The following is a 22,535-nucleotide window of genomic DNA, read 5'->3' on the forward strand; positions in this document are numbered from 1 at the left end:
CCGACCACCAATGCGAGTCAGTCTGCGTCCTGTCGAGAACCCAGCCGTTGCTTCATCTGCATGTAGGTTCCGTAATGGCGGTCTAGATGACGTCGCATCGCTGACTCGGCAGCTTCGGGGTCACGGGCAGCAATCGCCTCCACAATCTCCGTATGCGCCTCCAGTGCCGCCAGATCCTCTCCGGGTTGTTGCAGCGCCTGGGCCCGACGATCGTCCAGCCATTCAGACAGGGCCTGATGGATGGCATCGTAGATGGGGTTGTGACCGATCCGCGCCAGCACCCCATGAAAGTCGTTGTCGGCGCGTTTGACCGCGGCCTCGTCACCAATGACGGAGCGCTGCGTCTCCAGCGCATCCCTCAGGGCCTGAACCTCTTCATCGGTGGCATGCTGAGCCGCCTGGCGAGCCAGCGCCACTTCGAACAAGGCCCGCGCCTCCTGGAAGTACTGCTGCCCCTCGGGCTTGGCCAATAGCTGTCGAGTGACCCCCGACAGGCGCGCCATCACCGCCTCGGCGGTAGGTCGAATCACCCTGGCTCGGGTGCCACTATTAATGGCGATCAGCCCAAGCTGCTGCAGGTAGAACAAGGCCTCCCTCACCGCAGGGCGGCCAACACCGAACTGCTCCATCAACTCACGCTCCGAGGGCAGCTGATCATTCTCCCCCAACCTGCCTTCCAGAATCTCGGCCTCAAGTTGTTCGGCCACCTGCTCGGACAGCGTCTTGCGCTCCACCCGAAATCTGCTCATCGACGCGTCTCTCCCTCAATCACGCCCCCGAGACATGCGGGGCATGGCGCACATGGTACTGCAACAGGGTGGCCCTGTGGGACTTCCCGCGTCAGCCAGGGCCGCGATTCCCTTGTGCTTCGCCGCTTGTCTGCGGCCCATTGACATCGTTGGGCGCGACGAGTGACTTGCTCTTCAGCCCTCGGTGAGGGGCTCAACGCGGTGTTGCTCGGCGATACGGCGATAGGCATCCCGCTGGGCATGATCCAATGGAATCCCCTCGGCACGTCGCTCGCGACGGGTCTGCCACTCTCGGTCTCCTGGCGCCAATACCTTCGCTTCTGCGCTTGACGCCATACCGCGCAAATCCCTGAGGTAGTCACCCATACGCTGCGCAAACTCGCCTTGGCCTGCAAAGGCGTCTGGATGCATCACCAGAAAGAAGTGGCCGACACCTCTCGGTGTGTGCATGTCGGGACCGCCCATGGGCAATAGATGGAAGCCATGGACCATATTGGACAGCGTCGAGCTAAGCACCTCGACCATGCCCGCCAGCCCCGCCCCCTTGAAGCCGAAGCTGCCTCCACCTAATGGCAGCAGCGCTTCCACCCGCTTGGCATCAGTGGTAGTGGTGCCGTCGCCATCCGCGGCAATGTCGGGCGGCAGCGGCCGATCGATGGCGGCATACTGCTGCACCCTGTTCCAGGGCACCGCGCTGGTGGCCATGTCCAACAGATAGGGGTCGTCGTTCTCCACCGGTGCGGCAAAGGCGATGGGGTTGGTGCCGTGGAAGGGGGCCTGACTACCATGCAGCAGAACAAACGGATCGGAATTGCAGAACGCCATGCCGATCAGCCCCTGTTCCGCCGCAGCCAGGGCATAGCATCCCGCCGCACCGAAGTGAGAAGAATGACCGACGGCTACCGCACCCATTCCGGCCTGCCTTGCCATGGCAGCAGCGTGCTCTATCGCCCGGTAACCGGCCAGGTGGCCCAGGCCATTGTCTGCGTCCAGCACTCCTGTGGCGGCGAGGCGCTGTTCAAAGCGCATCTCCGGACTGCCATTGATGCGCCCTCCCTGCAACGCCTGCAGGTAGTGTGGCAGCAGCCGCAGACCGTGACTGTCGGTGCCCATCAGTGACGCCGTGACGAGGGCTCGGCTCACCGCCTGCTGCGACGCGGTATCGGCCCCCGCCGCCGCCAGCGCCTGCTGGATAAAGCGACTCAGGTCCTCGTGGCCCACCCTGCAGGCCAAGTATTGGCTGTGACTCATGTCGAGATCCTTGCGTGTCCTTGCGTGTGGTGAAATCCGTCCGGGATGGCGGGGAGCCCTTCACTCACCCGCCACACCCCGACGCGACGGCGTAACTCAGCGATAGACCAGCGTCGGCAACCATAGAGAGATCGCCGGAATGAAGGTGACAAGCGCCAAAGCCACGACCAGCGGCACCAGGAACGGCAGGGTCCCCCGCATGCATTTCTCGAAGGAGATATTCGATACCCGGGACAGCACGTACAGCACCATCCCCACCGGCGGCGTCAGCAGCCCGATCATCAGGTTAAGCACCATGATGACGCCGAAGTGCACCGGATCGACGCCCGAGGCCACCGCCACCGGCAGCAGTACCGGCACCAGGATGGTGATGGCGGCGATGGTTTCCATGAAACATCCCACAACAATCAGCACCAGGTTGATGATCAGCAAGACCGCGATCGGATTGTCCTGGAACGGGCCGAGCAGCCCCATCACGTGCTGGGTGACCTGGTTGCTGGTCAGTATCCAGGCAAAGATCGAGGCGCCGGCGACGATGAACAGGATCACCGCCGTGGTCTCGATGGTCTCGAAGCTGACCTTCAGCAGCCGTCGCCAGGTCAGGGTCCGGTAGACCAGTCCGCCAAGAATCAAGGCATACACCACCGCGGCGATGGCCGCCTCCGTGGGCGTGAACGCCCCGGTGACAATGCCGCCCACGATGATGACCGGAGTCAGCAGCGACAGCAGCGCCCTGGAAAAGGTCTGGCCCAGCACCGACACCGAAAAGCGCGCGTCACGCTGATAGCCACGACGACGGGACAACCAGGTAATCATCAGCATCAAGGTCAGCCCCATCAGCAGGCCCGGCACCAACCCTGCCGCGAACAGCTGGCCCACGGATACCGACGCCATCACACCATAGATGACCATCGGCAGGCTGGGCGGAATAATCGGGCCGATGGTGGATGACGCAGCGGTGATACCGACCGCGAACTCCTGGTCGTATCCCGCGTCACGCATGGCCTTGATCTCGATGGTACCCAGCCCCCCGGCATCTGCCACGGCGGCGCCGGACATGCCAGAGAACACGATGCTTGCGCCCACGTTGACGTGCCCCAGGCCACCGCGCATCCAGCCCATCAAGGCCTTGGCGAAATCGAAGATGCGTGTGGTGATGCCGCCGTTGTTCATCAGGTTGCCGGCCAGGATAAAGAAGGGAATCGCCAGCAACGGAAAGCTGTCGATACCATTGATCATCCGGTGCACCACGACCACATCGGGCACCCGCCCGGTGAGCAGGACGTACATGAGGCACGAGCCAGCCAGACTGATCGCGATAGGCACGCCACAGACCAGCAGGGTGAACAGCGACGCAAACAAGAACGACAGATGGTAGTCAAACAGCGCCAGCCCAACGCACCCAACAACCGCCATCGCCGCCACGATGGGCGGGATGACGGAGCCGCGTCGAGCGCTGATCATAGCTTCAGTCATGTTGTTATTCCTTGTCAGTCGTCTTCACGGCACATCAGTTCGCTCTCGCCCGTCTTCCAGTGGCGAATCGCCAGCTGAATGGAGCGCACCAGCATCAGCACCACGCCGACGAAGACCACGTAGTAAAGCAGGCTCTTGGGCAGGTCTATCGACACCATCATCGAATTGGTGCGTCCCGCCAGCTGCCAGGTAATCCAGGCCAGCATGCCGAGAAAGGCAATCCGCACCAGGTCGACCAGGGTCCACATGGTGCGGGCGACCGGCTCCGACAGATAGCGATAGAAGAACTCCACTGCGATATGCGAGCCCTTGCGCGCCGCCATGGCGCTGCCAAGAAACCCGACGGCGACCAGCAGGTAGCGAGCGATCTCTTCCGTCCAGGCCAGCGAGTTGCCGAGGACATAGCGGCTGAAGAACTGCACAAAGACATCCAGCGCCAGTAACCAGAACACCACCAAGGTCAGGTAGTCCTCGAGGCCAACGTCACCCTTGCGAATGGCGTCGTCGTCCTCGGGAACGTCAAATGCGACGGTTGTTTGCTGGCTCGGGCCTTGCCCCGAAGATGGGCCGGCATCGGGTGACGGGCGCGCCGCCCCATCAGGTGCATGATGGATGTCAGCACCTTCATCAGAATGTGTCATCGATAGTCTCCTTCGGGGAGGGCGACCGGCGCCCTCCCCGGCCGTCAATTACTGGCCGATGGCCTGGAGACGGTCGTAGGTTTCCTGATCCCAGGTCGCCACGTCACCGTTATGGGCAGGCAATACCGCCTCACGGAAAGGTTCGGTATCGACCTCGTTGACCGTGACGCCCTGCTCTTCGAACCAGGCGATCAAGTCCTGCTCCTGTTGCAGGATATCTGCGGTGATCTTCTCGCCGGCTTGCTGGTAGACATCGCGGAAGATCGCCCGATCCTCCTCGGACAGCCGATTCCACAGCGGGCCGCCAGCGATAGTGATCAGCGAGTCGGTAATGTGGCCGGTCAGGTTGATGTAGTCCTGCACTTCATAGAATGCCTTGGCCTTGATCGTGGGCAGCGGGTTTTCCTGCGCATCCACCACGCCCTGCTGCAGGGCCAGATAGACTTCGGCGAAGGCAATCGGGGTCGGGTTGGCACCGACCGCCTCGGGGAACATCATGTACATCGGTGCGTTGGGCACCCGAATCTTGAGATCCTCCATGTCCGCCGGAGTATTGATGGCCACATTAGAGGTAGTGTGGCGCTTGCCATAGTAGTTCATGGCCAGCGGGACGTTGCCCGTGGCCTCTTCATAGCCCTGGGCGATCTCGGCGAAGAGGTCACTGTCCACATAGGCCTGCCAGTGGTCGACGTCGCGGAACATGTAGGGAGCCCCGGCAATGCCAATCGGACCGTAGGAACGGCCAGCGAATTGATTGCCGGTAAAGATCAGATCGACGGTACCAAGACTTAGCCCCTCATTGATGTCCGCTTCCTTACCCAGAGAAGATGCAGGGTGCACTTCAACGGAATAGCGACCATCGGTTCGCTTCTCGATTTCTTCTCCTGCCCACACCGCCCACTCGTGATAGGGCTCGGACGTTTCGTAGACGTGGGCAAAGGTCAGGGTCTCTGCCTGAGCCGCAGCGGACATACTCAGGCCGACGGCGACCGCCAGGAGGGATCGACGTGCGAGACGGTGTGACGACTGGCGTTGGTTGGAGCGCATCTTGTTATTCTCCCGTGCTCTTGGACGGATGGATGAGGGACCGGTAAACCGCGAGTCAAGCTGCCGCCCTGACAGGACGACTGTATACGTGTCATACCAGTCAGGCTGAATCTAGATGTGCATCACATCCTGTGCAAGCGTGTCAGGGATCAACTTTGGTCGACCAGGCACCGCTAGAGTGCCATCGCTACCGTGCTACCGATACCCGACATGCGCAGCAAGGCAGGCGTCTCACAGGTGCCTCACCCCGATGATTCCCACGACAACCTCACCCACGATTGATCTCGGTCAACCATCTGAGTCAGTTCGGAGAATAGTACGTCGCCGAAGATCCCCCTCAATCACCAATAAAGTGTGCACTCTCACCTTTAACGGGGCATCGAGCATGCCTATTTTCACCCTTATCGTCATCACGACTGATACACTACAGCGGCAAAGTTGATAGAGGTAAGCCAGTTCGACCAATATGTTGCGAGCTCTGTATCACTTGTGACCAAGCGCCCGCATATAAGTAAAACGCAAAGCATTAACCGCTTAACAAAGAACGGGCACACTATCAATATTGCTATGCCGGAAACGTCGCTACCCCCTGGCAACCCAATTCCCCTTAGGAACAAACTGTGACAACCTACCGCAAAGCATCATGAGAAGGACTCTGACGGAGCATTGGCTCTACTCGGTCAACCCCATGGTCCCAGACATCACCTTTTCCAGGAGTATCGGCATTGATCAGAGTTCTCGTCGCTGACGATCATCACCTGGTTCGCACCAGTATCGTTCATCTGCTGAACGCAGAAAAAGACATCAATGTGGTGGGCGAGGCTGCCGATGGTGAAGAAGCCATTGCGCAGACCCGGCGCCTCAACCCGGATGTGGTGGTCATGGACATACGCATGCCAGGCATCGGGGGCTTGGAGGCGACGCGCAAGATCCGGCGCCTGACCTCGGATATCCGCATTCTGGTGCTGACCGCCTTTATCGAAGAGGCCTTTGCCCAGCGCCTGCTGGAAGCCGGTGCCCATGGGTTTATCAGCAAGGGCTCCCAGCATGACGAAATGGTGAAGGCTATCCGCGCGGTATTTGCCGGCCAGCGCTTTGTCAGCCCGGAGATCGCCCAGCGGCTGGTGCTGTCACGCATCGATCACGAAGAAAACCCCTTTGATCAGCTGTCCCAGCGCGAGCTACAAGTGGCCATGATGATTGTCAACGCCCAGCGTGTTGCCGACATTGCGGATCGCATGTTCTTAAGCCCCAAGACGGTCAACACCTACCGCTATCGCATTTTCGAAAAGCTCGGGGTCAACTCCGATGTGGCGTTGACTCACCTGGGCCTGCGACACGGGCTGGTCGAGGGCTTCAAGGAAGACTGACGCCATGGCGGCGCGCCGACCCCTCTCATCTGCCATCAGATGTCGGCGCGCGTACCCTGTGACGGTCTGTCGAACGTCCCTTCTCTTTTTCTTTTCTGTTTCAGCCCCAGCCCCAACCAATGCAGCATGTCGTCCCCACGTTCCCTAGGCCGTCCTTCTTGCTGATAGCGCCCTCCGCTTCCTCAAGACGTTTGCCTGGATTCTTGCCCTCCTGCACCGACAACCTGGTGCGCAGCAATTGACGCAGCGTGCTCATTGCTCTGGTAGCATGGCTCGACGATGCTACGCCAACGGAACACGCCACGCTCGCCTATGACCTTCGACGCTCGACGCTTTCTTGAGACGGTCAGTGAATCGCCCGGTATCTACCGGATGTACGATGACCAGTCCAACACCCTGTACATTGGCAAGGCTCGTCGTCTCAAGCCTCGTCTCGCCAGCTATTTCCGCGGCGCCTTGAATGCCAAGACACAGGCGCTGGTGAGCCGCATCCACGATATACAGGTCACGGTCACCAACAGCGAGACGGAAGCTCTGCTGCTCGAGCAGACCCTGATCAAGCAGCTGCGCCCGCCGTACAACATCCTGCTGCGTGACGACAAGTCGTATCCTTTTGTGTTTGTCAGCGATCGACACCCCTATCCCGCGCTGGAGTACAAGCGCGCCCGTACACGGCACCAGGACGGGCGGTATTTCGGCCCCTATCCGAGCAGCAACGCGGTACGAGACACCTTGTCCTTGATGCAGAAGGTGTTTCGCATCCGCAATTGCGAGGACAGTGTCTTCGCCCACCGCACTCGTCCCTGTCTGCAGTACCAGATCCAGCGCTGCAGTGCTCCCTGTGTCGACTACATCAGCGAAGAGGACTATCGCCGCGATATCGAGCATGCCATTCAGTGCCTGGAGGGACGCAGCGAGGCGGTCAGCAAGGAGCTGACCGAGGAAATGGAAGCCGCCAGTGAGGCACTGAATTTCGAGGAGGCCGCGCGCCTGAGAGACCAGCTTCAAGACCTTCGCCGCCTGCAGCAGCGCCAGGTCGTGGATACTGGCAGCGGCGACGCTGATGCCTTTGCGCTGGCCTCACAGCCCGGCGCGCTGTGCATCTCGGTGCTGTCTATTCGACAGGGACGCCTGCTGGGCGCGCGCCACTACAGTCCCACCAACAACCTGGACCTGGGGGAAGCGCAGCTGCTGGGCGACTTCGTCAGCCAGTACTATCTCGGACAGGCCAGGGAAATCCCTTCTGACGTGCTGACCAGTCACCCGGTACCGGATGCGGAGCTGATCGCCAGCGCGCTCAGCGAAAATGCTGGGCGACGCATTCGCCTGACCGACAAGGTGCGTGGTCATCGCGCCCAGTGGCGGGAGCTGGCCAGGACCAACGCCGAGCAGCAGCTGGCGGGACAGCTGGCGAATCAGACCCAGCTGGCCAAGCGCTTTGAAGACTTGCGCCAGGCACTCGACCTTGAACACACCCCCCAGCGGCTTGAGTGCTTTGACATCAGCCACAGCCACGGCGAAGCGACGGTGGCCTCCTGCGTTGTCTTCGACCAGGACGGACCGCGCAAGAGCGACTATCGCCGATTCAACATCAAGAACATCGCGCCAGGGGATGACTATGCGGCGATGCAGCAGGCGTTGACCCGGCGCTTCAAGCGCCTGGCGGAAGGCGAAGGGGTGCTCCCCGATATTCTGGTAGTGGACGGCGGCAAGGGTCAGCTCAACATGGCACGGGACGTGCTCGCTGACCTCGGCGTTACCCAGGTCCAGCTACTCGGCGTCGCCAAGGGCACTACCCGCAAGGCCGGGCTTGAAACGCTGTACGTCGATACTGTCGATCGCAGCTTAGCGCTGCCCCCCACCTCGCCCGGTCTTCATCTGATCCAGCATATACGCGATGAATCTCATCGCTTCGCCATCGCCGGTCACCGGGCAAAACGCGACAAGGCCAGGCGCACCTCAACCCTGCAGGATATCCCCGGCGTCGGGCCCAAACGCCGCCGCGAGCTCCTGCGCTTCTTCGGTGGACTGCAAGGCATCAAGCAGGCCACCAAGGATGAGCTGGCTCGCGTCCCTGGCATCAGCGCGACCATGGCCGACACAATTCACCGCGCTCTGCATGGATGAGTTGAGGTATCGCGGATAGAATGGACCACCCTGACGGGGCACCGCGCATCCCCGACCCCTATTACAGCACCCTCCAGCAAGGACAGCGGTATCCATGAACATTCCCAACATTCTGACCCTGGCACGCATCGTCTTCATTCCTCTGCTGGTGGTACTTTTCTACCTCCCTTTCGAATCCAGCATGCTGGTCGCTGCGGCGCTCTTCGGACTGGCCTCGGTGACCGACTGGCTGGACGGTTATCTGGCACGCAAGTGGGATCAATCCACGCCCTTCGGCGCCTTCCTCGACCCCGTGGCCGACAAGCTGATGGTGGCGGTGGCGCTGGCCCTGCTGATCGAGCGCTATGACGCAGCCTGGCTGACACTTCCCGCCCTGGTGATCATCGGGCGAGAGATCGTCATCTCGGCCCTGCGTGAATGGATGGCGGAGATGGGCAAGCGAGGCTCAGTTGCCGTTTCATGGATCGGCAAGGTCAAGACCACGCTGCAGATGGTGGCGCTGCTGTTGCTGCTGGCCTTCCCGCCTGGACACCTGATCGCAGAGGCGGGCGTCGCAACCCTCTACGCTGCCGCCATTCTGACCCTGTGGTCGATGATCCAGTACCTGCGGGCCGCTTGGCCCCATCTGGCTCGCTCGCTCTGATAAAAACATCGACTCGAGGAAAAGCGTTTGACAGTCACCGACTTATCCGTATAATACGTCCTCGAGTCAGGCGGGAATAGCTCAGTGGTAGAGCACAACCTTGCCAAGGTTGGGGTCGCGAGTTCGAATCTCGTTTCCCGCTCCATCAACATACGATGGTTGACTCTTGAGGCTGGATGGCAGAGTGGTTATGCAGCGGACTGCAACTCCGTGTACGCCGGTTCGATTCCGACTCCAGCCTCCATCTTTTCTTTTCAGACCCCCCATACTCTGGAAAGTCTGATGGTTGCCCTGCCGCATCAGGTACAACGGCACCCCTCCTCTATTGCCACATGGCTGGCGATCTTGTTGCCCGGATGGCGAAATTGGTAGACGCAAGGGACTTAAAATCCCTCGGTGGCAACACCGTGCCGGTTCGAGCCCGGCTCCGGGCACCAATAGTTTCAATGCCTTACGCTACCTCCTGACGCTACTCAGCTCTCGACGCCCTCCTCTCTGGTCGCAATTTGATCGCGCGAATCCGGCTAATGCCCCGCCCGCAGCATGTGTTAAGCGTCAGAATGAAACGCTACATCACGCTTTATGCGACCTTGCTCAATAAGTGGCCTAGACTACACTTCAGAAGTGCAGGTAGCAGTGCAAGTCGCAGTCGTCCGAGAAGTACGCAGCGCCTCATACCATGAGGCAGCCAAGCAGTGACTTTTATTGGAGAGGCCGTATGAAGCTGAAGCTACTGAGCGCCATGGCGCTATCATCTCTCATGATGGCGGGTGCCGCATTCGCCATGGACTCCGAGATGCTCAACGAAAAGATGGCTGAGATCGAGGAGCGTACCGCGCAAGCAAGTGAGGAGGATCGTGTCGCAGCCCTTGAGCAGCAAGTGGAGGACCTCAAGGAACTTATCCATATGATGGCCGAGGAAGACCATAGCTCTTAAGAGTAGCTCTTGAGGATTGCTCCTAAGGATAGCTCTTGAGGACTGCACGGACATCCATCACGCTACTTAGTTAAAGATCAGGGCCACTACGGGGTAGTGGCCCTAGCCTTATCCGCGCCACTTGTATCCGCCCGATCTGTATCCGCCACATGTCATCAACCCTCGTCTTACTCACCACGCTCACATCTCAGGACGCGAGCTGGCTGCACCCAGCGCCTCACCTTCAGCGTGGGCCCTTCACCTGGGCCCTGCCCTTTAGCCAGGCCTCGACATACACCTGGATCCGGTACTGAATAGCCCCTGAGGCCAGGACGACGTCGCCGTGACGTGTTAGCATCTGCGCCTCTTTACGCCACTTCATAACGGCCGCCGAACCTTGAGCAACCGCTTGCTTCCGCCCGCCCTCCTCCAGACACCAATGACGCTTCCTGCCGTGACCGCACCCCACTGCGCGGAACCAGCCTTGCGCACATTGCCGCTTTCACCCACGCAGGCCAGGAGCTGACCCATGTTACTCGGACGCCTGCGCGACCCCTTTATCAACCACCGACATCGGCGCCTGTTCCATGTACTGCGCGTCACGCTGGCCCTGATGGTGACCTTCACCATTGTCGAGCTGTTGCCGCTGCAACATAGCGGCTGGGCCCTGGTCAGCACCGTTATGGTCATGGGCAATCTGCCCCATGTTGGCGGCGTCATCGACAAGGGCCGTCAGCGCCTGGCAGGTACGCTGATTGGTGCCGCCCTGGGCCTGTTGCTGATCAGCCTGCCCATCCCACCCTGGGCGGTGCAGCTGGGCTCTCTGGCCGGTATCGCTGTCGCCACCTGGTGGGTATTCGGTGCCCGCCAGGCCTACGGCGGCCTGATGTTTGCCATCAGCCTGCTGCTCGTTATCGGCGATGGTACCCAGCAGCTGGATGTCGCCCTGTGGCGAGGCCTCGACGTGCTGGTCGGCACCCTGGTGGGCATCGCCGCCACGCTGGTCTTTCTGCCCCACAAGGCCACGGACCTGCAGCGCTTTCTGCTGGCCGACTGCCTTGATCAGATGGCCCGGCTGTATCACGCCCACACGTCATCCACCGCGGCACCGGGAATCGACACCCGAGAGCTGTTCAAGGCGGCCAGCCAGCTACTGATCAAGCAGCGCGGACTGACAGACGCGGTGCACCGTGAGGGCAGGCTGTCTCGCACGGACGTCGACGGTCTTATTTCCTACCAACGACGCATGCTGTCGACGCTGGAGCTGCTGCTGGAGACTCACTGGAGCACCCGCCAGGGACACGAGCAGATCGATACCATGGAGGGGCTGCGGGCCCAACAGCATGTGCTCGCCAGGGATATCGGCACCCTGGCGTTCGAGATACGCACGGGTCGGCCCATCAAGGCCAACATCACGCCTTTTTCGCTGGAAGCCTTTGCCGCAGAGGCCTCCACCGCGCGCAGTGATGATGGCAGAATGCTGTTTGGTCCCAGCGGCTACCTGTGGCTGAACCGCGAGCTGGCCCGCCTCTCCGGGTCCATCGCTGAGCAGCTTGGCAAACTCGAACGCCTCCCCAGCAAGCGACTGCGACGACGAGCCCCGCGTCACGGCCTGCACCAGGCACCCTCTCTCGACAGCAAGGAAGGAAGATCCCATGACCCACGCCAGTCATGACGTCCTGATCATCGGTGGCGGCGTCGCCGGTCTTGCCATGGCCCTGGAGCTGGCCGATCACCGCAGGGTGACGCTGCTGCGGCCCGGCAACGACGATAGAGGGGCCAGCCGCTGGGCGCAGGGCGGGATCGCGGCGGTATTATCCCCCCAGGATAATGTCGAGGCTCACGTACAGGACACTCTGGTCGCCGGTGACGGACTATGCGACGAGCAAGCCGTGCGCTTCACCGTGGAACAAGGTCCTGACGCCATCGACTGGCTGCTTCAACTCGGGGTGCCCTTCACCCCCGAACCAGATCCTAGCCTGGGGTATCCCTATCACCTCACTCGGGAAGGCGGGCACAATGCCAGACGGATCATTCACGCAGAAGATGCCACCGGTCGCGCGGTCATTGATACCCTGAGGGAGCGCGCCCTCCAGCATCCGTCCATTACCTTGCGTGACGACCTGGTCGCCTATGAGCTGATCAGCAACGATCAGGGTCAGTGCTGCGGAGCCCGCTGCCTCGATCCCCAGCATCAGGTCCGGGAACTCATTGCCCAGGACACGGTACTGGCGACCGGAGGCGCCAGCGGACTCTATCTGCACACCACCAGCCCCTCTCCCGCCAGTGGCGAGGGCATGGCCATGGCCTACGATGCCGGTGCGCAGCTGAGCAACCTGGAATTCCAGCAGTTCCATCCCACCTGCCTGTATGACCCGGAGGGTCCTCCTTTCCTGATCAGCGAGGCGGTACGCGGAGAAGGCGGCCTGCTGCTGAATGCGGATGGCAAACGCTTCATGCCAGACATCGACCCACGGGCCGAGCTGGCCCCACGCGATGTGGTGGCAAGGGCCATTGACGCCGAAATGCAACGCACCAACAGCCCCTGTGTGATGCTGGATATCCGCCATCTGGGGGCGGCGACCATTCGGCACCACTTCCCGACGATCCATGCCCACTGCCTGGGGCGTGGCCTGGATATCACCCAGCAGCCGATCCCCGTCGTCCCTGCCGCCCACTATAGCTGTGGCGGGATCAGCGTTGATCAACACGGCGCGACCAGCGTGACAGGGCTGTATGCGATTGGAGAGGTGACCTGCACCGGTTTGCATGGTGCCAATCGCATGGCCAGCAATTCGCTACTGGAGTGCCTCGTGTACGCCCGCTCGGCGGCTCGTCATCTCGCCACGCTAAGGGAGCCACCACGTCAGCATCCGCCGAGCTCGATCATCGCTGGCACCCGCCAGGCTAAGCCGTCCGACATCGTTGAACTACACCAGGAACTGCGCCGAGTGATGAGCGCCAGGGTGGCCATCGTGCGCTTCGACGAGGGCCTCAAGGAGGCGGCCGCCCGTATCGAGACCCTGGCCTCCCGCTATGCGGAGCTGGCCGACGACGCCTGCCCGACACCCGCCCTGCTGGCCCTCCGTCACGCCCTGACACTGGCACGACTGACCGTCGCCAGCGCCCTGGCACGCCGCGAATCAAGAGGCCTGCACTACAATCCCCAATGCCCGCGCCACGCAGACCCCGCGCCCCAGCCTTCACGCTACGCGAGACACTGACACGGAACGCCAACCGCCCATGGCCGTTGCCGCCGCTGACCGTTGCCGCAGATAGGCGCCCGCATTGACGGTTGGCCCAGCCGCCAGCACAGCAAACCAAAGCCCCTCGACATCCGGGGGGCTCACTTCCGGTCATCATCGAGATAGCGTCGATCGTTGAACGTCGCCACCCAGTGCGGGTGATAGAACATCAGAATGCTGAGCAGCATGCCGCTAATAAAGGCTTCCGACGGCATCAGCAGCGGCAGAAAGCGTAGGTATTCACGGACCTGAAACAGCACCTCGGCATTCACCGCGGCAAACCACGCAACGCCCATGGCCGCGAGCCCCGAGGCCAGCGAAGAAAGCGCGGCACAGCCAAAACCGCCGACAAACAGAAACACCATGGGGTGGGCAGGGAGGCGCCTGTCGACCAAACGCCATATGGCGATGGTCACCAGCATGGGCACCACCCCTGTCACGACAAGATTGAGGCCGATAAGCGGCCAGGCCACCCTGCCGGTCACGCACAGCGACAGGTTGACCAGCAGACAGCTCAACAGCGCCAGCGGTGCCCGAAAAACCAGCGTCAGCAGGGTGGTGAAGAGCAAGTGCAAGCTCAGCCAGTCCACCGCCTGGGCACGCAACTGCCACAGCAAGGCCATCATCACGGTGGCGGCCAGCCATCGGTGCTGCAGCCCGGCACTGGCCACCAGCGCCTGCCAGGGCCGCTGGCGCACTACCAGCAGCAAACACCCTGCTGACAGCGCCCCACCCAGCCACAGCATCCAGCCCGCCACCACTACCTCGGCGAACGACATGACCGCCCCCTCCTCTCGGCGAGCTCGACACGTCGCAGCAGGGGCTCAGGCCTGACGTAGCGCTCAGGCGAAGACGACGGTCTTGTTATCGTGGATCAGTACCCGATCTTCCAGATGCCAGCGTAGCCCCCTCGCCAGCACCGTCTTTTCCACATCTCGGCCGAAGCGAACCAGGTCGGTAGGCGTGTGGCAATGACTGACACGGTGGATGTCCTGCTCGATGATCGGCCCGGCATCCAGCTCCTCTGTCACATAGTGGCAGGTCGCACCAATCAGCTTCACCCCTCGCTGGTAGGCCTGATGGTAAGGCTTGGCGCCGGCAAACGATGGCAGGAAGCTATGGTGGATATTGATCACGCGACCGCTGTAGCGCTGGCACAGGTCCGGCGGAAGAATCTGCATGTAGCGCGCCAGCACGATGCTGTCCGCAGCCGACGCCTCTACCAGACGCTCCACCTCAGCGAATGCCGCCTGCTTGTCACCAGCGACGACCGGCACATGGTGGTAGGGAATGCCATGCCACTCCACCATGCTGCGCATATCGTCGTGATTGCTGATCACCGCCGCAATGTCGCAATCCAGCTCCCCCGCCGTCCAGCGATACAGCAGATCGACCAGGCAGTGGGATTCCTTGGACACCATGAGCACCACTCGGCGCTTCTGACGAGTGTCACGCAGCGCCCAATCCATTTCAAACTCCCTGGCTACCGGGGCAAAGGCGTCACACAGCGCCTCCCTAGACATGCCAATCGAATCCGCCAGAATCTCGTAGCGCATGAAGAAGCGTCCCGACGCCAGGTCGGAATGCTGATTGGCCTCGGTAATGGAACCACCATGCCCAGCAATAAAGTTGGAGACACGGGCGACGATCCCCAGTCGATCAGGACAGGACACCACCAGACGATAGAAATGCGACATAACACTTGTCTCTTGAAGCCAACCCTTGGCGTGCCCTTGGCACCACCTCTCGACGCGCTCGATAGCGCGCCACGAAAACCGGCCATTGTAGCGAAAAGTGAGGTAGCGAACGACTCCTGCTGCGCTGCCAGGGGCGTCCTGCGTTGAGTGAGCCGACCTCCATCCCTTATAGTGGCGTTACCTGTCTTCACTATGCCGAGCCCGATGTCGATCCCTCGAATTCAGATTCGTCCACGCCGCCGCTCCCCCCTGCATTTCCTGCCCCTGGGCGGTTGCGGCGAAATCGGGATGAACCTGAGCCTCTATGGCCACCAGGGACGCTGGGTGGCGGTCGATTGCGGCATGATGATTCGCCAGGACCTGCCGGGCGATCCCATTCAAGTCCCGGACACCACCGTCCTGGAGACCCTCGGCATTCAGCCCAGCGCGCTGCTCATCACCCATGGCCACGAGGACCATATTGGTGCCGTTGCCTGGCTGTGGCCCCGCTGGGGCTGCCCGATCATTGCCACGCCCCTGGCGGCGGCCATGCTGAGGATCAAGTTCGCCGAACGCGGCCTGTCCAGCGATGCCATCGAGGTCATCACCCCGGGAGAGGCCAGGGACATCGCAGGTTTTTCCTGTCGCTTCCTCGCCCTGACACACTCGATTCCAGAAAGCTGCGCGGTGTTCATTCAAGCGGGCAATACGCGCCTGCTGCACACCGGTGACTGGAAGCTCGACCCGCAGCCGGTGCTCGGCGAACCTGTTGATGAAGACGCCTTTCGCGCCCTGGCTCCCCTCGACCTGGTCGTCGCCGACTCCACCAACGCGAACGTGCCGGGGCATTCACGCAGCGAGGGAGACGTCGCCAAGGCCATGGCGGACACCATTGCCGGCTGCAGTGGGCGGGTCGTTGTTTCCTGCTTCGCCAGCAACCTCGCTCGTGTGCTCGCAATAGGCCGCGCAGCACGTCGCTGCGGCAGGCGTGTCAGCCTGCTGGGACGCTCGATGGAGAGGATGGTCGGGCATGCGCGCCAGCTCGGGTATTTTGACGATTTCCCGACGCTGGTCCCGGTCAGCGACCTCGGGTATCTGCCCCCTGAAGAGGTACTGGTGATCGCCACAGGAAGCCAGGGAGAACCCCGCGCCGCCTTGTCGCGACTGGCCCAGGGACGACATCCGCATTTCGAGCTGACAGCGGGCGACAGCGTGATATTTTCGGCCAAGGCCATCCCCGGCAACGAGCACCTGATCGAACGCCTGAAACGAGGCCTTGCCCGCTTCGATGTTCATCTCCTCGACGACGCCAGCCACCCACAGCTACATGCCTCTGGTCATCCCGCCCAGGAAGAACTTGAGCGCCTCTATCAGTGGATACAGCCGGCCAGACTGCTACCGGTGCACGGCGAGGCTCCCCATCAGGCCGCCCACCAGGCATTGGCGGAACGGCTCGGCATTGATGCCCCGCTGGCACCCCAAAATGGTGACCTGATCCGTCTCGATCAGGACGGTTTGACGGTAGAGCAGCGCTTTGCGGTATCCCAATGCATCATCGAGCGAGGCGGCATCGATCGGCGCACCTCGCGCTCTTCCGCGCGTCAGCGCCAGGAAGAGCTGTATCTGGCCATCAGCCTGGTGGCAACTGAACGAGGCTGGGCAAGAATTGGGCGCCTGATGCTGGACACCAGCCATTCACTGGGCGTCGACGAAGATAGCTTCAGCGACTGGCTTGACGATCAGCTCGATGAGCTGACAGCCGACACCCTATCCGCCCTGCGTCATGGCCTTTATCCACGCATTCTCGCGTGGCTTCATGACCATCTCCAGCGTCGACCGAAGTTGGAATTACAGCTGATGGCTACCGATATGGAAGGCATTGCAGGGGATCTCTAGGCCCCAAACGAAAGCGGCCCCGGAAGTATCCGGGGCCGCTTGCACGGAGGGGCATCATCGCTAACACGACACCCTCGGTGCCACACCTCAAGGCAGGGCCAGCAACGCTAGCGGTGAAATACCTGCCTTGGGTGGTGTAGCTTACTTGGCATTCTTGGGCGGACGGCCACGCTTGCGCTTGGGCTGCTCGGACACCAGGTCGTCCAGCGACAATCCCGCCTCAGTGATCTGCTCGCGGATTTCCGCCAGTTTCTGCGCTTTCTGCATCTCTTCTTGCTGGCGCTGGCGCTCTTCATCACGCTTTTGATCGATCACTTCCTCGACCACTTCCGCCAGCTTTTGCAGTTGCTCCATGCTGAGCTGTCGGGCCGCTGCGCGTGCCACATTCTTGTTTCGTGCAATGCGTTCCAATGTTTCGCTGGACATAGCTCACTCCATAGCCTTGGCATAAAACGGCGCGCGCCGTGATTCACTTGAAGAAAAGTATATGCAACCTCTGGCTCTTGGCAAGAAATGCAGCAAATATTTCCTGGTCAATTATCAAAAACCGACGTGCCAATACCCATCATACATCGCCTTCCATTCCCCAGCATACCTGGCCATTCCCTTACATGGCGGAGCCTTCAAAAGCGGGTTACCGTGAGTGAAGAAGCAGCACAACGCAACGCGGGCGCCCATGGCGCCCGCGAAAACTTATTCGGCAAATGGCAGGTAAAGCCCCAAGCCATTAGCCACCTGTCATGTTCATGAAGCGCACGACCTGGACATCCCCGTCAGTCGTGAAATGATGCCTTTCCGGCTTCATGGGCATGGCCTCGACGATAGCTCGCTTGAGCCGCTCGATGTCGCCGGGATAACGTCTCAACACCGCCCTCAGGTCAACCGAGTGCTCGTTGCCTAGACACAGCAACAGGCGTCCCTCGACGGTGACGCGAACCCGATTGCAACTTGCGCAGAAGTTGTGGCTATGGGGAGAAATAAAGCCGATGCGGGTATCACTGTCCTCCATCCGGAAATAGCGTGAAGGACCCGCCGTGGCTTCCGCCGTGGACAACAGCGGATGGCGCTGCTCAATCAGCGCCCTGACCTCATCGCTTGAACAGTATGTCTCTGCGCGTGAGTGATCCGAGACGTCGCCGAGGGGCATTTCCTCGATGAAGCTGATATCCAGCTGCTGGTTCCTGGCAAAGGTCACCAGATCCAGCACCTCATCCTCATTGCGCCCCTTCAGCACGACCGCATTGAGCTTGATCCGCTCGAACCCCGCCTCTCGCGCAGCCTCGATACCATCGAGCACTCGACTCAGGTCACCGGTACGGGTCAGGCGGCGGAAGCGCTGAGGATCCAGCGAATCCAGGCTGACATTCAGGCGTTTCAGACCCGCCTGACGAAGCTCGACAGCATGACGCCGAAGTCCGGCACCATTGGTGGTCATTGCGAAATCCCTGAGCCCTGACAAGGCACCGATACGCGCCACTAGTTCACCGATATTACGCCGCACCAGGGGTTCTCCACCGGTCAGACGTATCTTTTCGACGCCAAGCTCGGTGAAGGCTCGCGCCACCTGGGCGATTTCTTCCAGAGTCAGCACCTGTGCCCGCGGGAGGAACGTCATTTCCTCGCTCATGCAGTAAACACAGCGGAAGTCACAGCGGTCCGTCACCGATAGCCTGACGTAATTCACGCGCCGGCCGAAGCTGTCGACCAAGCCGTCGCTCATGCTGTCCGTCATTGCACACCACCTTCCCATCGACGAGCGTCCGCATGGTCCTGACAGCGCTCGGATACCCAATAATCGCCGCTGGCCGTGTGCTCCTTCTTCCAGAAGGGTGCCCGCGTCTTCAACTGGTCCATCAGGAATTCGCAGGCCTCGTAGGCGGCGCGGCGATGAGCACTGGCTACCACCACCAGAACGATGGGATCACCTGGCGCAAGCCGCCCTACCCGATGGATGATAGACACGTCCTCGAGCGTCCAGCGCCGGCGCGCCTCATCCTCGATCTCGGCCAGCGAGGCCTCGGTCATGCCGGGATAATGCTCCAACGTCAACGCTGTGACGTCGGGGCGTTCATTGAAATCTCTGACCAACCCGGTGAAGCTGACGACAGCCCCCACATCGGAGCGACCTTGCAGCATCGCCTGCTGTACGTCACCTGCGTCAAAGCGCTCTTGCTGCACCCGAATCATCATCAACCTCCAGTGACCGGCGGGAAAAAGGCCACCTCGTCATCGCACGTCAGGCGTGTGCTGTCGCTGGCCATCACCTGATTCACCGCACACAGCACCCGACCTTCTTCCAAACCGGAAAAACGCTGGTCCAGCGTCTTCAAGGCCTTCTTGAGGCCTGCCACATCGGCACTGGGTAAACGGTCCAAGGGGACCGAGGTTTCCCCGATACCCAGGCGTTCTCGCAACTCGGCCAGGCATTTCACCCTGACGCTTTGCTGCTCTGCAGAGGCAAGCCCCAAGGTCAATGCAGGACTGTTCTCCGGACTCGTCACGATGGGAGCGACGGTTTCCTGCGCTATCTCTCGGCGACGATAATCTCCGGATTTGCCACCCTGCTTGGCATCCACATGGATCTGGCCAATCTCCATCTCCTTATCGACCGCCTTGCACATGTCATACAGCGTCAGACAAGCCACGGACACCGCGGTGAGCGCTTCCATCTCGACGCCTGTCTTGCCACTCAGCCGACACGTTGCGGACACCCTGACCATGCTCGCCTCGCGATCGATATCGAAGTCGATACTGACCTTGGACAGGGCCAGTTGATGACACAGCGGAATCAACTCGTGGGTGCGCTTGGCCGCCTGGATACCGGCAATTCTGGCGGTGGCCAGCACATCTCCCTTGGGCAGCTGCCCATCGCTGAGCAAGGCCAAGGTCTCAGGCGCCATACTGATAGCCCCTGTAGCCGTTGCTTCACGTCGGGTAGATGCCTTGTCACCGACGTCCACCATATTGGCTTCGCCGCGGGCATTGAGATGGGAAAGCGTCATGTTCAAGCCTCAGGGGAAACGAAAGAGAGGGAATACGGTCACCATATCATTGATGGCAACCGCTGCCTTGTCGGCAGGAATTTCCACCAGACACTCGGCAGCCACCATGGAGGACAGGATACCGGAACCCTGGCTACCTGTATTGACCACCCGCAAGGTCCCGTCATCGCTCCGTTTGAGCACGCCACGACTGTAATCGGTGCGACCTTCACGACTGCGGAAGTCGCTGTCGGCCACCGCCTGCCACGCAGGCGAGCGCAGCTCACGTCCCTGCAGCTTGCGTACAAGGGGAATAACGAAGACCAGACAGGTCACCATGCAGGCCACCGGATTGCCGGGCAGGCCCATAAATGGCGTCGCGCCGTCCCCCATCACGCCGCATGCCATCGGCCTGCCAGGACGCATGGCGATTCGCCACAGGGTCAGTCGCCCCAGCCGCTCCAGGGCAGCTCGAGTATGGTCGGCCTGCCCCACCGACACGCCCCCGCTGGACACCACAAGATCAGCCAGCTGCCCCGCTTGTGCCAGGGCACCCTCCAGCGCCTGCGGGTCATCAGGTACGATGCCCAGATCCAGCACCTCGGCGCCATGCTCCTGCAACATGCCCATCAAGGTGAAGCGGTTGGCATCATAAATCGCGGCATCAGCGCGAGGCTGTCCAGGGGCGGTCACCTCGTCCCCGGTGGAAAACACCGCCACACGGGGCTGGCGTCGCACCTCAACGAACGCGCAGCCCAACGACGCCAGCAACCCCAACGCCGCTGCCTCCAGCCGCCTGCCGGATTCCAGCGCCACCTCACCCCGACGTAGATCCTCGCCCGCCTGGCGGACGTTCTGCCCTCGCTTGACGCGGTCAGCCTGGAGGATGTCGACCACATCCCCGTGCTGCTGAAGTTGCTCGACCATGATCACCGTGTCGGTGCCAGCCGGCAGCGGCGCTCCGGTGGTGATACTGACGCACTCGCCACTGCCCACCCGCCCGGCAAAAGGCCGGCCGGCCAGGGCGGAACCGACGCGCCGCAGGGAGCCTGCGACGCCTTCCTCGGGCCAGCTCAGAGCGATGCCATCCATCGCCGAATTGGTGTGGCCTGGAACATTGAAGGGCGCCGTCACCGGCTTGGCCAGCACGCGCCCATGAGCCTGGGCCAGCGCCACGGACTCCGTCGCCAGCTGGCCATCCACCAGGGTAAGCAGCGCCTGACGTGCCTCATCGACGCTCAGCATGTGCTCACCCAGGTCAAAGCAAGACAAAGAGGACATCATCAGCGTCCCTCCTGCGTCGCCAGCCAGCCGCTCCAATCAGCAGCCCACCGCAACATCCACTCGACCAGCTGGTCGTGGGCATTCAGATCCAGCGTCTCGACCGCGGTGCTCAGGGGAGTATCACAGGCTACCGCCTGCACCCAGGGATCCTCGGTCGCCAGCAGCGGCTTGCCTAACGCGGCACGGTGCAGTTCCAGCTTGGGCATTGGCCAGTCCTTGAACCCCTCCACCAGCGTCAGGTCCGCCTTCAGTGGCGCCACCATGGCCAGCAGCGTCTGCAGGTCCGCTTCCTCAGCTTCGGGAGTCTCCAGCATCATCGCCACCCTTGCCCGGGAGGCGATCAGCACCGGCTCCGCCCCGGCCATTCGCAAGCGGTGACTGTCCTTGCCAGGCTGATCGACATCGAAACGGTGATGCGCATGCTTGATGACCGATACCCGCAGCCCTTTCGCCTTCAGCATCGGTACGATGCGCTCCAGCAAGGTGGTCTTGCCGGTCCCGCTCCAGGCGGCGATGCCCAATACCGGCTGTTGCGGTTGCCATTGCAGCCGGGACCTCATGAGCCCTCCCCTGGACAAGTGGGCTCAAGACGCTGACGCTCTTCTTCAGTGTTGAGGTTGGCAAAAGCGTCCGCACAGTCGCTCAGATCGACCGTGGCCCAGGCATGTCGCGCGTACCAGCGATCGATCTTGCGCTCTCCCTGCGCCAACGCCTGTGCCAGATCTTCACGCAGATGACCTGCCAGCAGCGCTACCACCGGGTGCAGGCGCTCTCCGTCATGGGCCACCAGGATGTCCATTCCCTCACGCCAGCCCGCCAACATGCGTGGGACCAGGTCATGGGGCAGTAGCGGACTGTCGCAGGGCACGACCATGACCCAGGGGCTGTCCGCAGCCTCAAGCGCACTGTAGATGCCCATCAGCGGCCCCTGAAAGCCCTCGGCAGCGTCCTTGAAGACACCATCGGCAAGCGCCGCATAGTCCTCATGATGACGATTGGCATTGATCAGTACAGAACCCACGTGGGGTCGCAGACAGGCGACCGCATGGGCGGCCAGGGGCTGACCCGCAAAGGACACCAGGCCCTTGTCGATGCCTCCCATGCGACGTCCCTGACCACCCGCCAGGACAACACCACATACCTCGCTTGCCTGAGGTTTCACCACAAGAAGCTCCTATTGCTATGTTCGTCATGCATCACTACATGATGCCTCAGGCCGTAGGTAGTCGCCAT

21 protein-coding genes and 3 tRNA genes are annotated in these 22,535 nt (G+C 61.5%); 10 read left to right on the forward strand and 14 right to left on the reverse strand.

From position 1 onward, the window contains the following. Positions 1 to 17 precede the first annotated feature (17 nt). The 5 genes from nanR to KUV86_RS17725 form a co-directional block, all read right to left on the reverse strand. A complete protein-coding gene (gene nanR, locus KUV86_RS17705; protein ID WP_206944544.1) occupies positions 18 to 749 on the reverse strand; it encodes a transcriptional regulator NanR in 732 nt (243 codons plus the stop codon). Positions 750 to 923: 174 nt separating this feature from the next. Then, positions 924 to 2,000 carry an Ldh family oxidoreductase gene (locus tag KUV86_RS17710; RefSeq protein WP_222485975.1) on the reverse strand — a complete coding sequence of 359 codons (1,077 nt, stop codon included), beginning with the start codon at positions 1,998 to 2,000 and terminating at the stop codon, positions 924 to 926. 96 nt (positions 2,001 to 2,096) lie between these two features. Further along, positions 2,097 to 3,476 (reverse strand): TRAP transporter large permease, encoded by a 1,380-nt coding sequence (locus tag KUV86_RS17715; RefSeq protein WP_224852079.1) that lies wholly within the window; start codon positions 3,474 to 3,476, stop codon positions 2,097 to 2,099. A gap of 14 nt (positions 3,477 to 3,490) precedes the next feature. Further along, complete coding sequence (locus KUV86_RS17720) at positions 3,491 to 4,117, reverse strand: TRAP transporter small permease (protein WP_206944549.1); 627 nt, start codon at positions 4,115 to 4,117, stop codon at positions 3,491 to 3,493. A gap of 48 nt (positions 4,118 to 4,165) precedes the next feature. Further along, a complete protein-coding gene (locus KUV86_RS17725; RefSeq protein WP_222485977.1) occupies positions 4,166 to 5,164 on the reverse strand; it encodes a sialic acid TRAP transporter substrate-binding protein SiaP in 999 nt (332 codons plus the stop codon). 725 nt (positions 5,165 to 5,889) lie between these two features. Here KUV86_RS17725 and KUV86_RS17730 point away from each other — a divergent pair. The 9 genes from KUV86_RS17730 to nadB all read left to right on the forward strand — a co-directional run bounded on the left by KUV86_RS17730 (position 5,890) and on the right by nadB (position 13,444). Then, positions 5,890 to 6,534 (forward strand): response regulator, encoded by a 645-nt coding sequence (locus tag KUV86_RS17730; RefSeq protein ID WP_045994188.1) that lies wholly within the window; start codon positions 5,890 to 5,892, stop codon positions 6,532 to 6,534. A gap of 312 nt (positions 6,535 to 6,846) precedes the next feature. Beyond that, on the forward strand, positions 6,847 to 8,661 hold the full coding sequence (gene uvrC / locus KUV86_RS17735; RefSeq protein WP_222486259.1) for an excinuclease ABC subunit UvrC: 1,815 nt from the start codon (positions 6,847 to 6,849) through the stop codon (positions 8,659 to 8,661). Between the two features lie 94 nt (positions 8,662 to 8,755). Further along, positions 8,756 to 9,304: a CDP-diacylglycerol--glycerol-3-phosphate 3-phosphatidyltransferase gene (pgsA, locus tag KUV86_RS17740; RefSeq protein WP_206944553.1), complete on the forward strand. Its 549-nt coding sequence runs from the start codon at positions 8,756 to 8,758 to the stop codon at positions 9,302 to 9,304. A 70-nt stretch (positions 9,305 to 9,374) separates the two neighbouring features. Next, positions 9,375 to 9,449, forward strand: a tRNA-Gly gene (locus KUV86_RS17745). A gap of 25 nt (positions 9,450 to 9,474) precedes the next feature. Further along, positions 9,475 to 9,548, forward strand: a tRNA-Cys gene (locus KUV86_RS17750). Between the two features lie 106 nt (positions 9,549 to 9,654). Beyond that, positions 9,655 to 9,741, forward strand: a tRNA-Leu gene (locus tag KUV86_RS17755). Between the two features lie 281 nt (positions 9,742 to 10,022). Further along, complete coding sequence (locus tag KUV86_RS17760) at positions 10,023 to 10,241, forward strand: hypothetical protein (protein WP_206944555.1); 219 nt, start codon at positions 10,023 to 10,025, stop codon at positions 10,239 to 10,241. A gap of 508 nt (positions 10,242 to 10,749) precedes the next feature. Beyond that, the gene (locus KUV86_RS17765; protein ID WP_206944557.1) at positions 10,750 to 11,895 is read left to right on the forward strand and encodes an FUSC family protein; all 1,146 of its coding nucleotides are present in this window, start codon (positions 10,750 to 10,752) and stop codon (positions 11,893 to 11,895) included. Next, entirely contained in the window at positions 11,876 to 13,444 is a 1,569-nt protein-coding gene (gene nadB / locus KUV86_RS17770; protein WP_222485979.1) for an L-aspartate oxidase, read from the forward strand. Before KUV86_RS17765 ends, nadB begins: the two co-directional genes overlap by 20 nt. Before the next feature lie 122 nt (positions 13,445 to 13,566). Here nadB and KUV86_RS17775 read toward each other — a convergent pair whose 3' ends face one another. Both KUV86_RS17775 and purU read right to left on the reverse strand, forming a co-directional pair. Next, on the reverse strand, positions 13,567 to 14,244 hold the full coding sequence (locus tag KUV86_RS17775) for an energy-coupling factor ABC transporter permease (RefSeq protein WP_222485981.1): 678 nt from the start codon (positions 14,242 to 14,244) through the stop codon (positions 13,567 to 13,569). A gap of 63 nt (positions 14,245 to 14,307) precedes the next feature. Further along, complete coding sequence (gene purU, locus KUV86_RS17780; RefSeq protein ID WP_206944563.1) at positions 14,308 to 15,162, reverse strand: formyltetrahydrofolate deformylase; 855 nt, start codon at positions 15,160 to 15,162, stop codon at positions 14,308 to 14,310. 288 nt (positions 15,163 to 15,450) lie between these two features. On the opposite strand from purU, the gene KUV86_RS17785 reads away from it, so the two are divergent. Next, positions 15,451 to 17,037, forward strand: coding sequence for a ribonuclease J (locus KUV86_RS17785; protein WP_222486310.1), 1,587 nt, complete (start codon positions 15,451 to 15,453; stop codon positions 17,035 to 17,037). A gap of 141 nt (positions 17,038 to 17,178) precedes the next feature. On the opposite strand, the gene KUV86_RS17790 is transcribed toward KUV86_RS17785, so the two are convergent. From KUV86_RS17790 to mobA, 7 genes are all read right to left on the reverse strand, one after another. Beyond that, positions 17,179 to 17,463, reverse strand: coding sequence for a hypothetical protein (locus KUV86_RS17790; protein WP_206944564.1), 285 nt, complete (start codon positions 17,461 to 17,463; stop codon positions 17,179 to 17,181). 301 nt (positions 17,464 to 17,764) lie between these two features. Then, positions 17,765 to 18,757 carry a GTP 3',8-cyclase MoaA gene (moaA, locus tag KUV86_RS17795; RefSeq protein ID WP_222239245.1) on the reverse strand — a complete coding sequence of 331 codons (993 nt, stop codon included), beginning with the start codon at positions 18,755 to 18,757 and terminating at the stop codon, positions 17,765 to 17,767. 8 nt (positions 18,758 to 18,765) lie between these two features. Continuing rightward, the gene (gene moaE, locus KUV86_RS17800; RefSeq protein ID WP_206944763.1) at positions 18,766 to 19,224 is read right to left on the reverse strand and encodes a molybdopterin synthase catalytic subunit MoaE; all 459 of its coding nucleotides are present in this window, start codon (positions 19,222 to 19,224) and stop codon (positions 18,766 to 18,768) included. 2 nt (positions 19,225 to 19,226) lie between these two features. Then, positions 19,227 to 20,039 (reverse strand): cyclic pyranopterin monophosphate synthase MoaC, encoded by an 813-nt coding sequence (gene moaC / locus KUV86_RS17805; protein WP_222163327.1) that lies wholly within the window; start codon positions 20,037 to 20,039, stop codon positions 19,227 to 19,229. Between the two features lie 9 nt (positions 20,040 to 20,048). Beyond that, positions 20,049 to 21,302: a gephyrin-like molybdotransferase Glp gene (gene glp, locus KUV86_RS17810; protein ID WP_224907537.1), complete on the reverse strand. Its 1,254-nt coding sequence runs from the start codon at positions 21,300 to 21,302 to the stop codon at positions 20,049 to 20,051. Beyond that, positions 21,302 to 21,862 (reverse strand): molybdopterin-guanine dinucleotide biosynthesis protein B, encoded by a 561-nt coding sequence (gene mobB / locus KUV86_RS17815; protein WP_222485983.1) that lies wholly within the window; start codon positions 21,860 to 21,862, stop codon positions 21,302 to 21,304. The genes glp and mobB overlap by 1 nt, the downstream gene beginning before the upstream one ends. After that, positions 21,859 to 22,467: a molybdenum cofactor guanylyltransferase MobA gene (mobA, locus tag KUV86_RS17820; RefSeq protein ID WP_222485985.1), complete on the reverse strand. Its 609-nt coding sequence runs from the start codon at positions 22,465 to 22,467 to the stop codon at positions 21,859 to 21,861. Before mobA ends, mobB begins: the two co-directional genes overlap by 4 nt. Between the last annotated feature and the right edge of the window lie 68 nt (positions 22,468 to 22,535).

This window comes from Halomonas sp. DP8Y7-3 (genome assembly GCF_019801675.1).
Classification (GTDB): Bacteria; Pseudomonadota; Gammaproteobacteria; order Pseudomonadales; family Halomonadaceae; genus Halomonas; species Halomonas litopenaei_A.

Bases quoted from the DNA above. Each gene is read 5' to 3' on its own strand.
- nanR (WP_206944544.1), bottom strand. From the start codon at position 749: ATGAGCAGATTTCGGGTGGAGCGCAAGACGCTGTCCGAGCAGGTGGCC.
- glp (WP_224907537.1), bottom strand. From the start codon at position 21,302: ATGATGTCCTCTTTGTCTTGCTTTGACCTGGGTGAGCACATGCTGAGC.
- KUV86_RS17765 (WP_206944557.1), top strand. From the start codon at position 10,750: ATGTTACTCGGACGCCTGCGCGACCCCTTTATCAACCACCGACATCGG.
- moaE (WP_206944763.1), bottom strand. From the start codon at position 19,224: ATGATTCGGGTGCAGCAAGAGCGCTTTGACGCAGGTGACGTACAGCAG.
- moaA (WP_222239245.1), bottom strand. From the start codon at position 18,757: ATGAGCGACGGCTTGGTCGACAGCTTCGGCCGGCGCGTGAATTACGTC.
- KUV86_RS17775 (WP_222485981.1), bottom strand. From the start codon at position 14,244: ATGTCGTTCGCCGAGGTAGTGGTGGCGGGCTGGATGCTGTGGCTGGGT.
- nadB (WP_222485979.1), top strand. From the start codon at position 11,876: ATGACCCACGCCAGTCATGACGTCCTGATCATCGGTGGCGGCGTCGCC.
- KUV86_RS17710 (WP_222485975.1), bottom strand. From the start codon at position 2,000: ATGAGTCACAGCCAATACTTGGCCTGCAGGGTGGGCCACGAGGACCTG.
- KUV86_RS17760 (WP_206944555.1), top strand. From the start codon at position 10,023: ATGAAGCTGAAGCTACTGAGCGCCATGGCGCTATCATCTCTCATGATG.
- purU (WP_206944563.1), bottom strand. From the start codon at position 15,162: ATGTCGCATTTCTATCGTCTGGTGGTGTCCTGTCCTGATCGACTGGGG.
- KUV86_RS17720 (WP_206944549.1), bottom strand. From the start codon at position 4,117: ATGACACATTCTGATGAAGGTGCTGACATCCATCATGCACCTGATGGG.
- pgsA (WP_206944553.1), top strand. From the start codon at position 8,756: ATGAACATTCCCAACATTCTGACCCTGGCACGCATCGTCTTCATTCCT.
- uvrC (WP_222486259.1), top strand. From the start codon at position 6,847: ATGACCTTCGACGCTCGACGCTTTCTTGAGACGGTCAGTGAATCGCCC.
- KUV86_RS17785 (WP_222486310.1), top strand. From the start codon at position 15,451: ATGAACCTGAGCCTCTATGGCCACCAGGGACGCTGGGTGGCGGTCGAT.
- KUV86_RS17790 (WP_206944564.1), bottom strand. From the start codon at position 17,463: ATGTCCAGCGAAACATTGGAACGCATTGCACGAAACAAGAATGTGGCA.
- KUV86_RS17725 (WP_222485977.1), bottom strand. From the start codon at position 5,164: ATGCGCTCCAACCAACGCCAGTCGTCACACCGTCTCGCACGTCGATCC.
- moaC (WP_222163327.1), bottom strand. From the start codon at position 20,039: ATGACGCTTTCCCATCTCAATGCCCGCGGCGAAGCCAATATGGTGGAC.
- KUV86_RS17715 (WP_224852079.1), bottom strand. From the start codon at position 3,476: ATGACTGAAGCTATGATCAGCGCTCGACGCGGCTCCGTCATCCCGCCC.
- mobB (WP_222485983.1), bottom strand. From the start codon at position 21,862: ATGAGGTCCCGGCTGCAATGGCAACCGCAACAGCCGGTATTGGGCATC.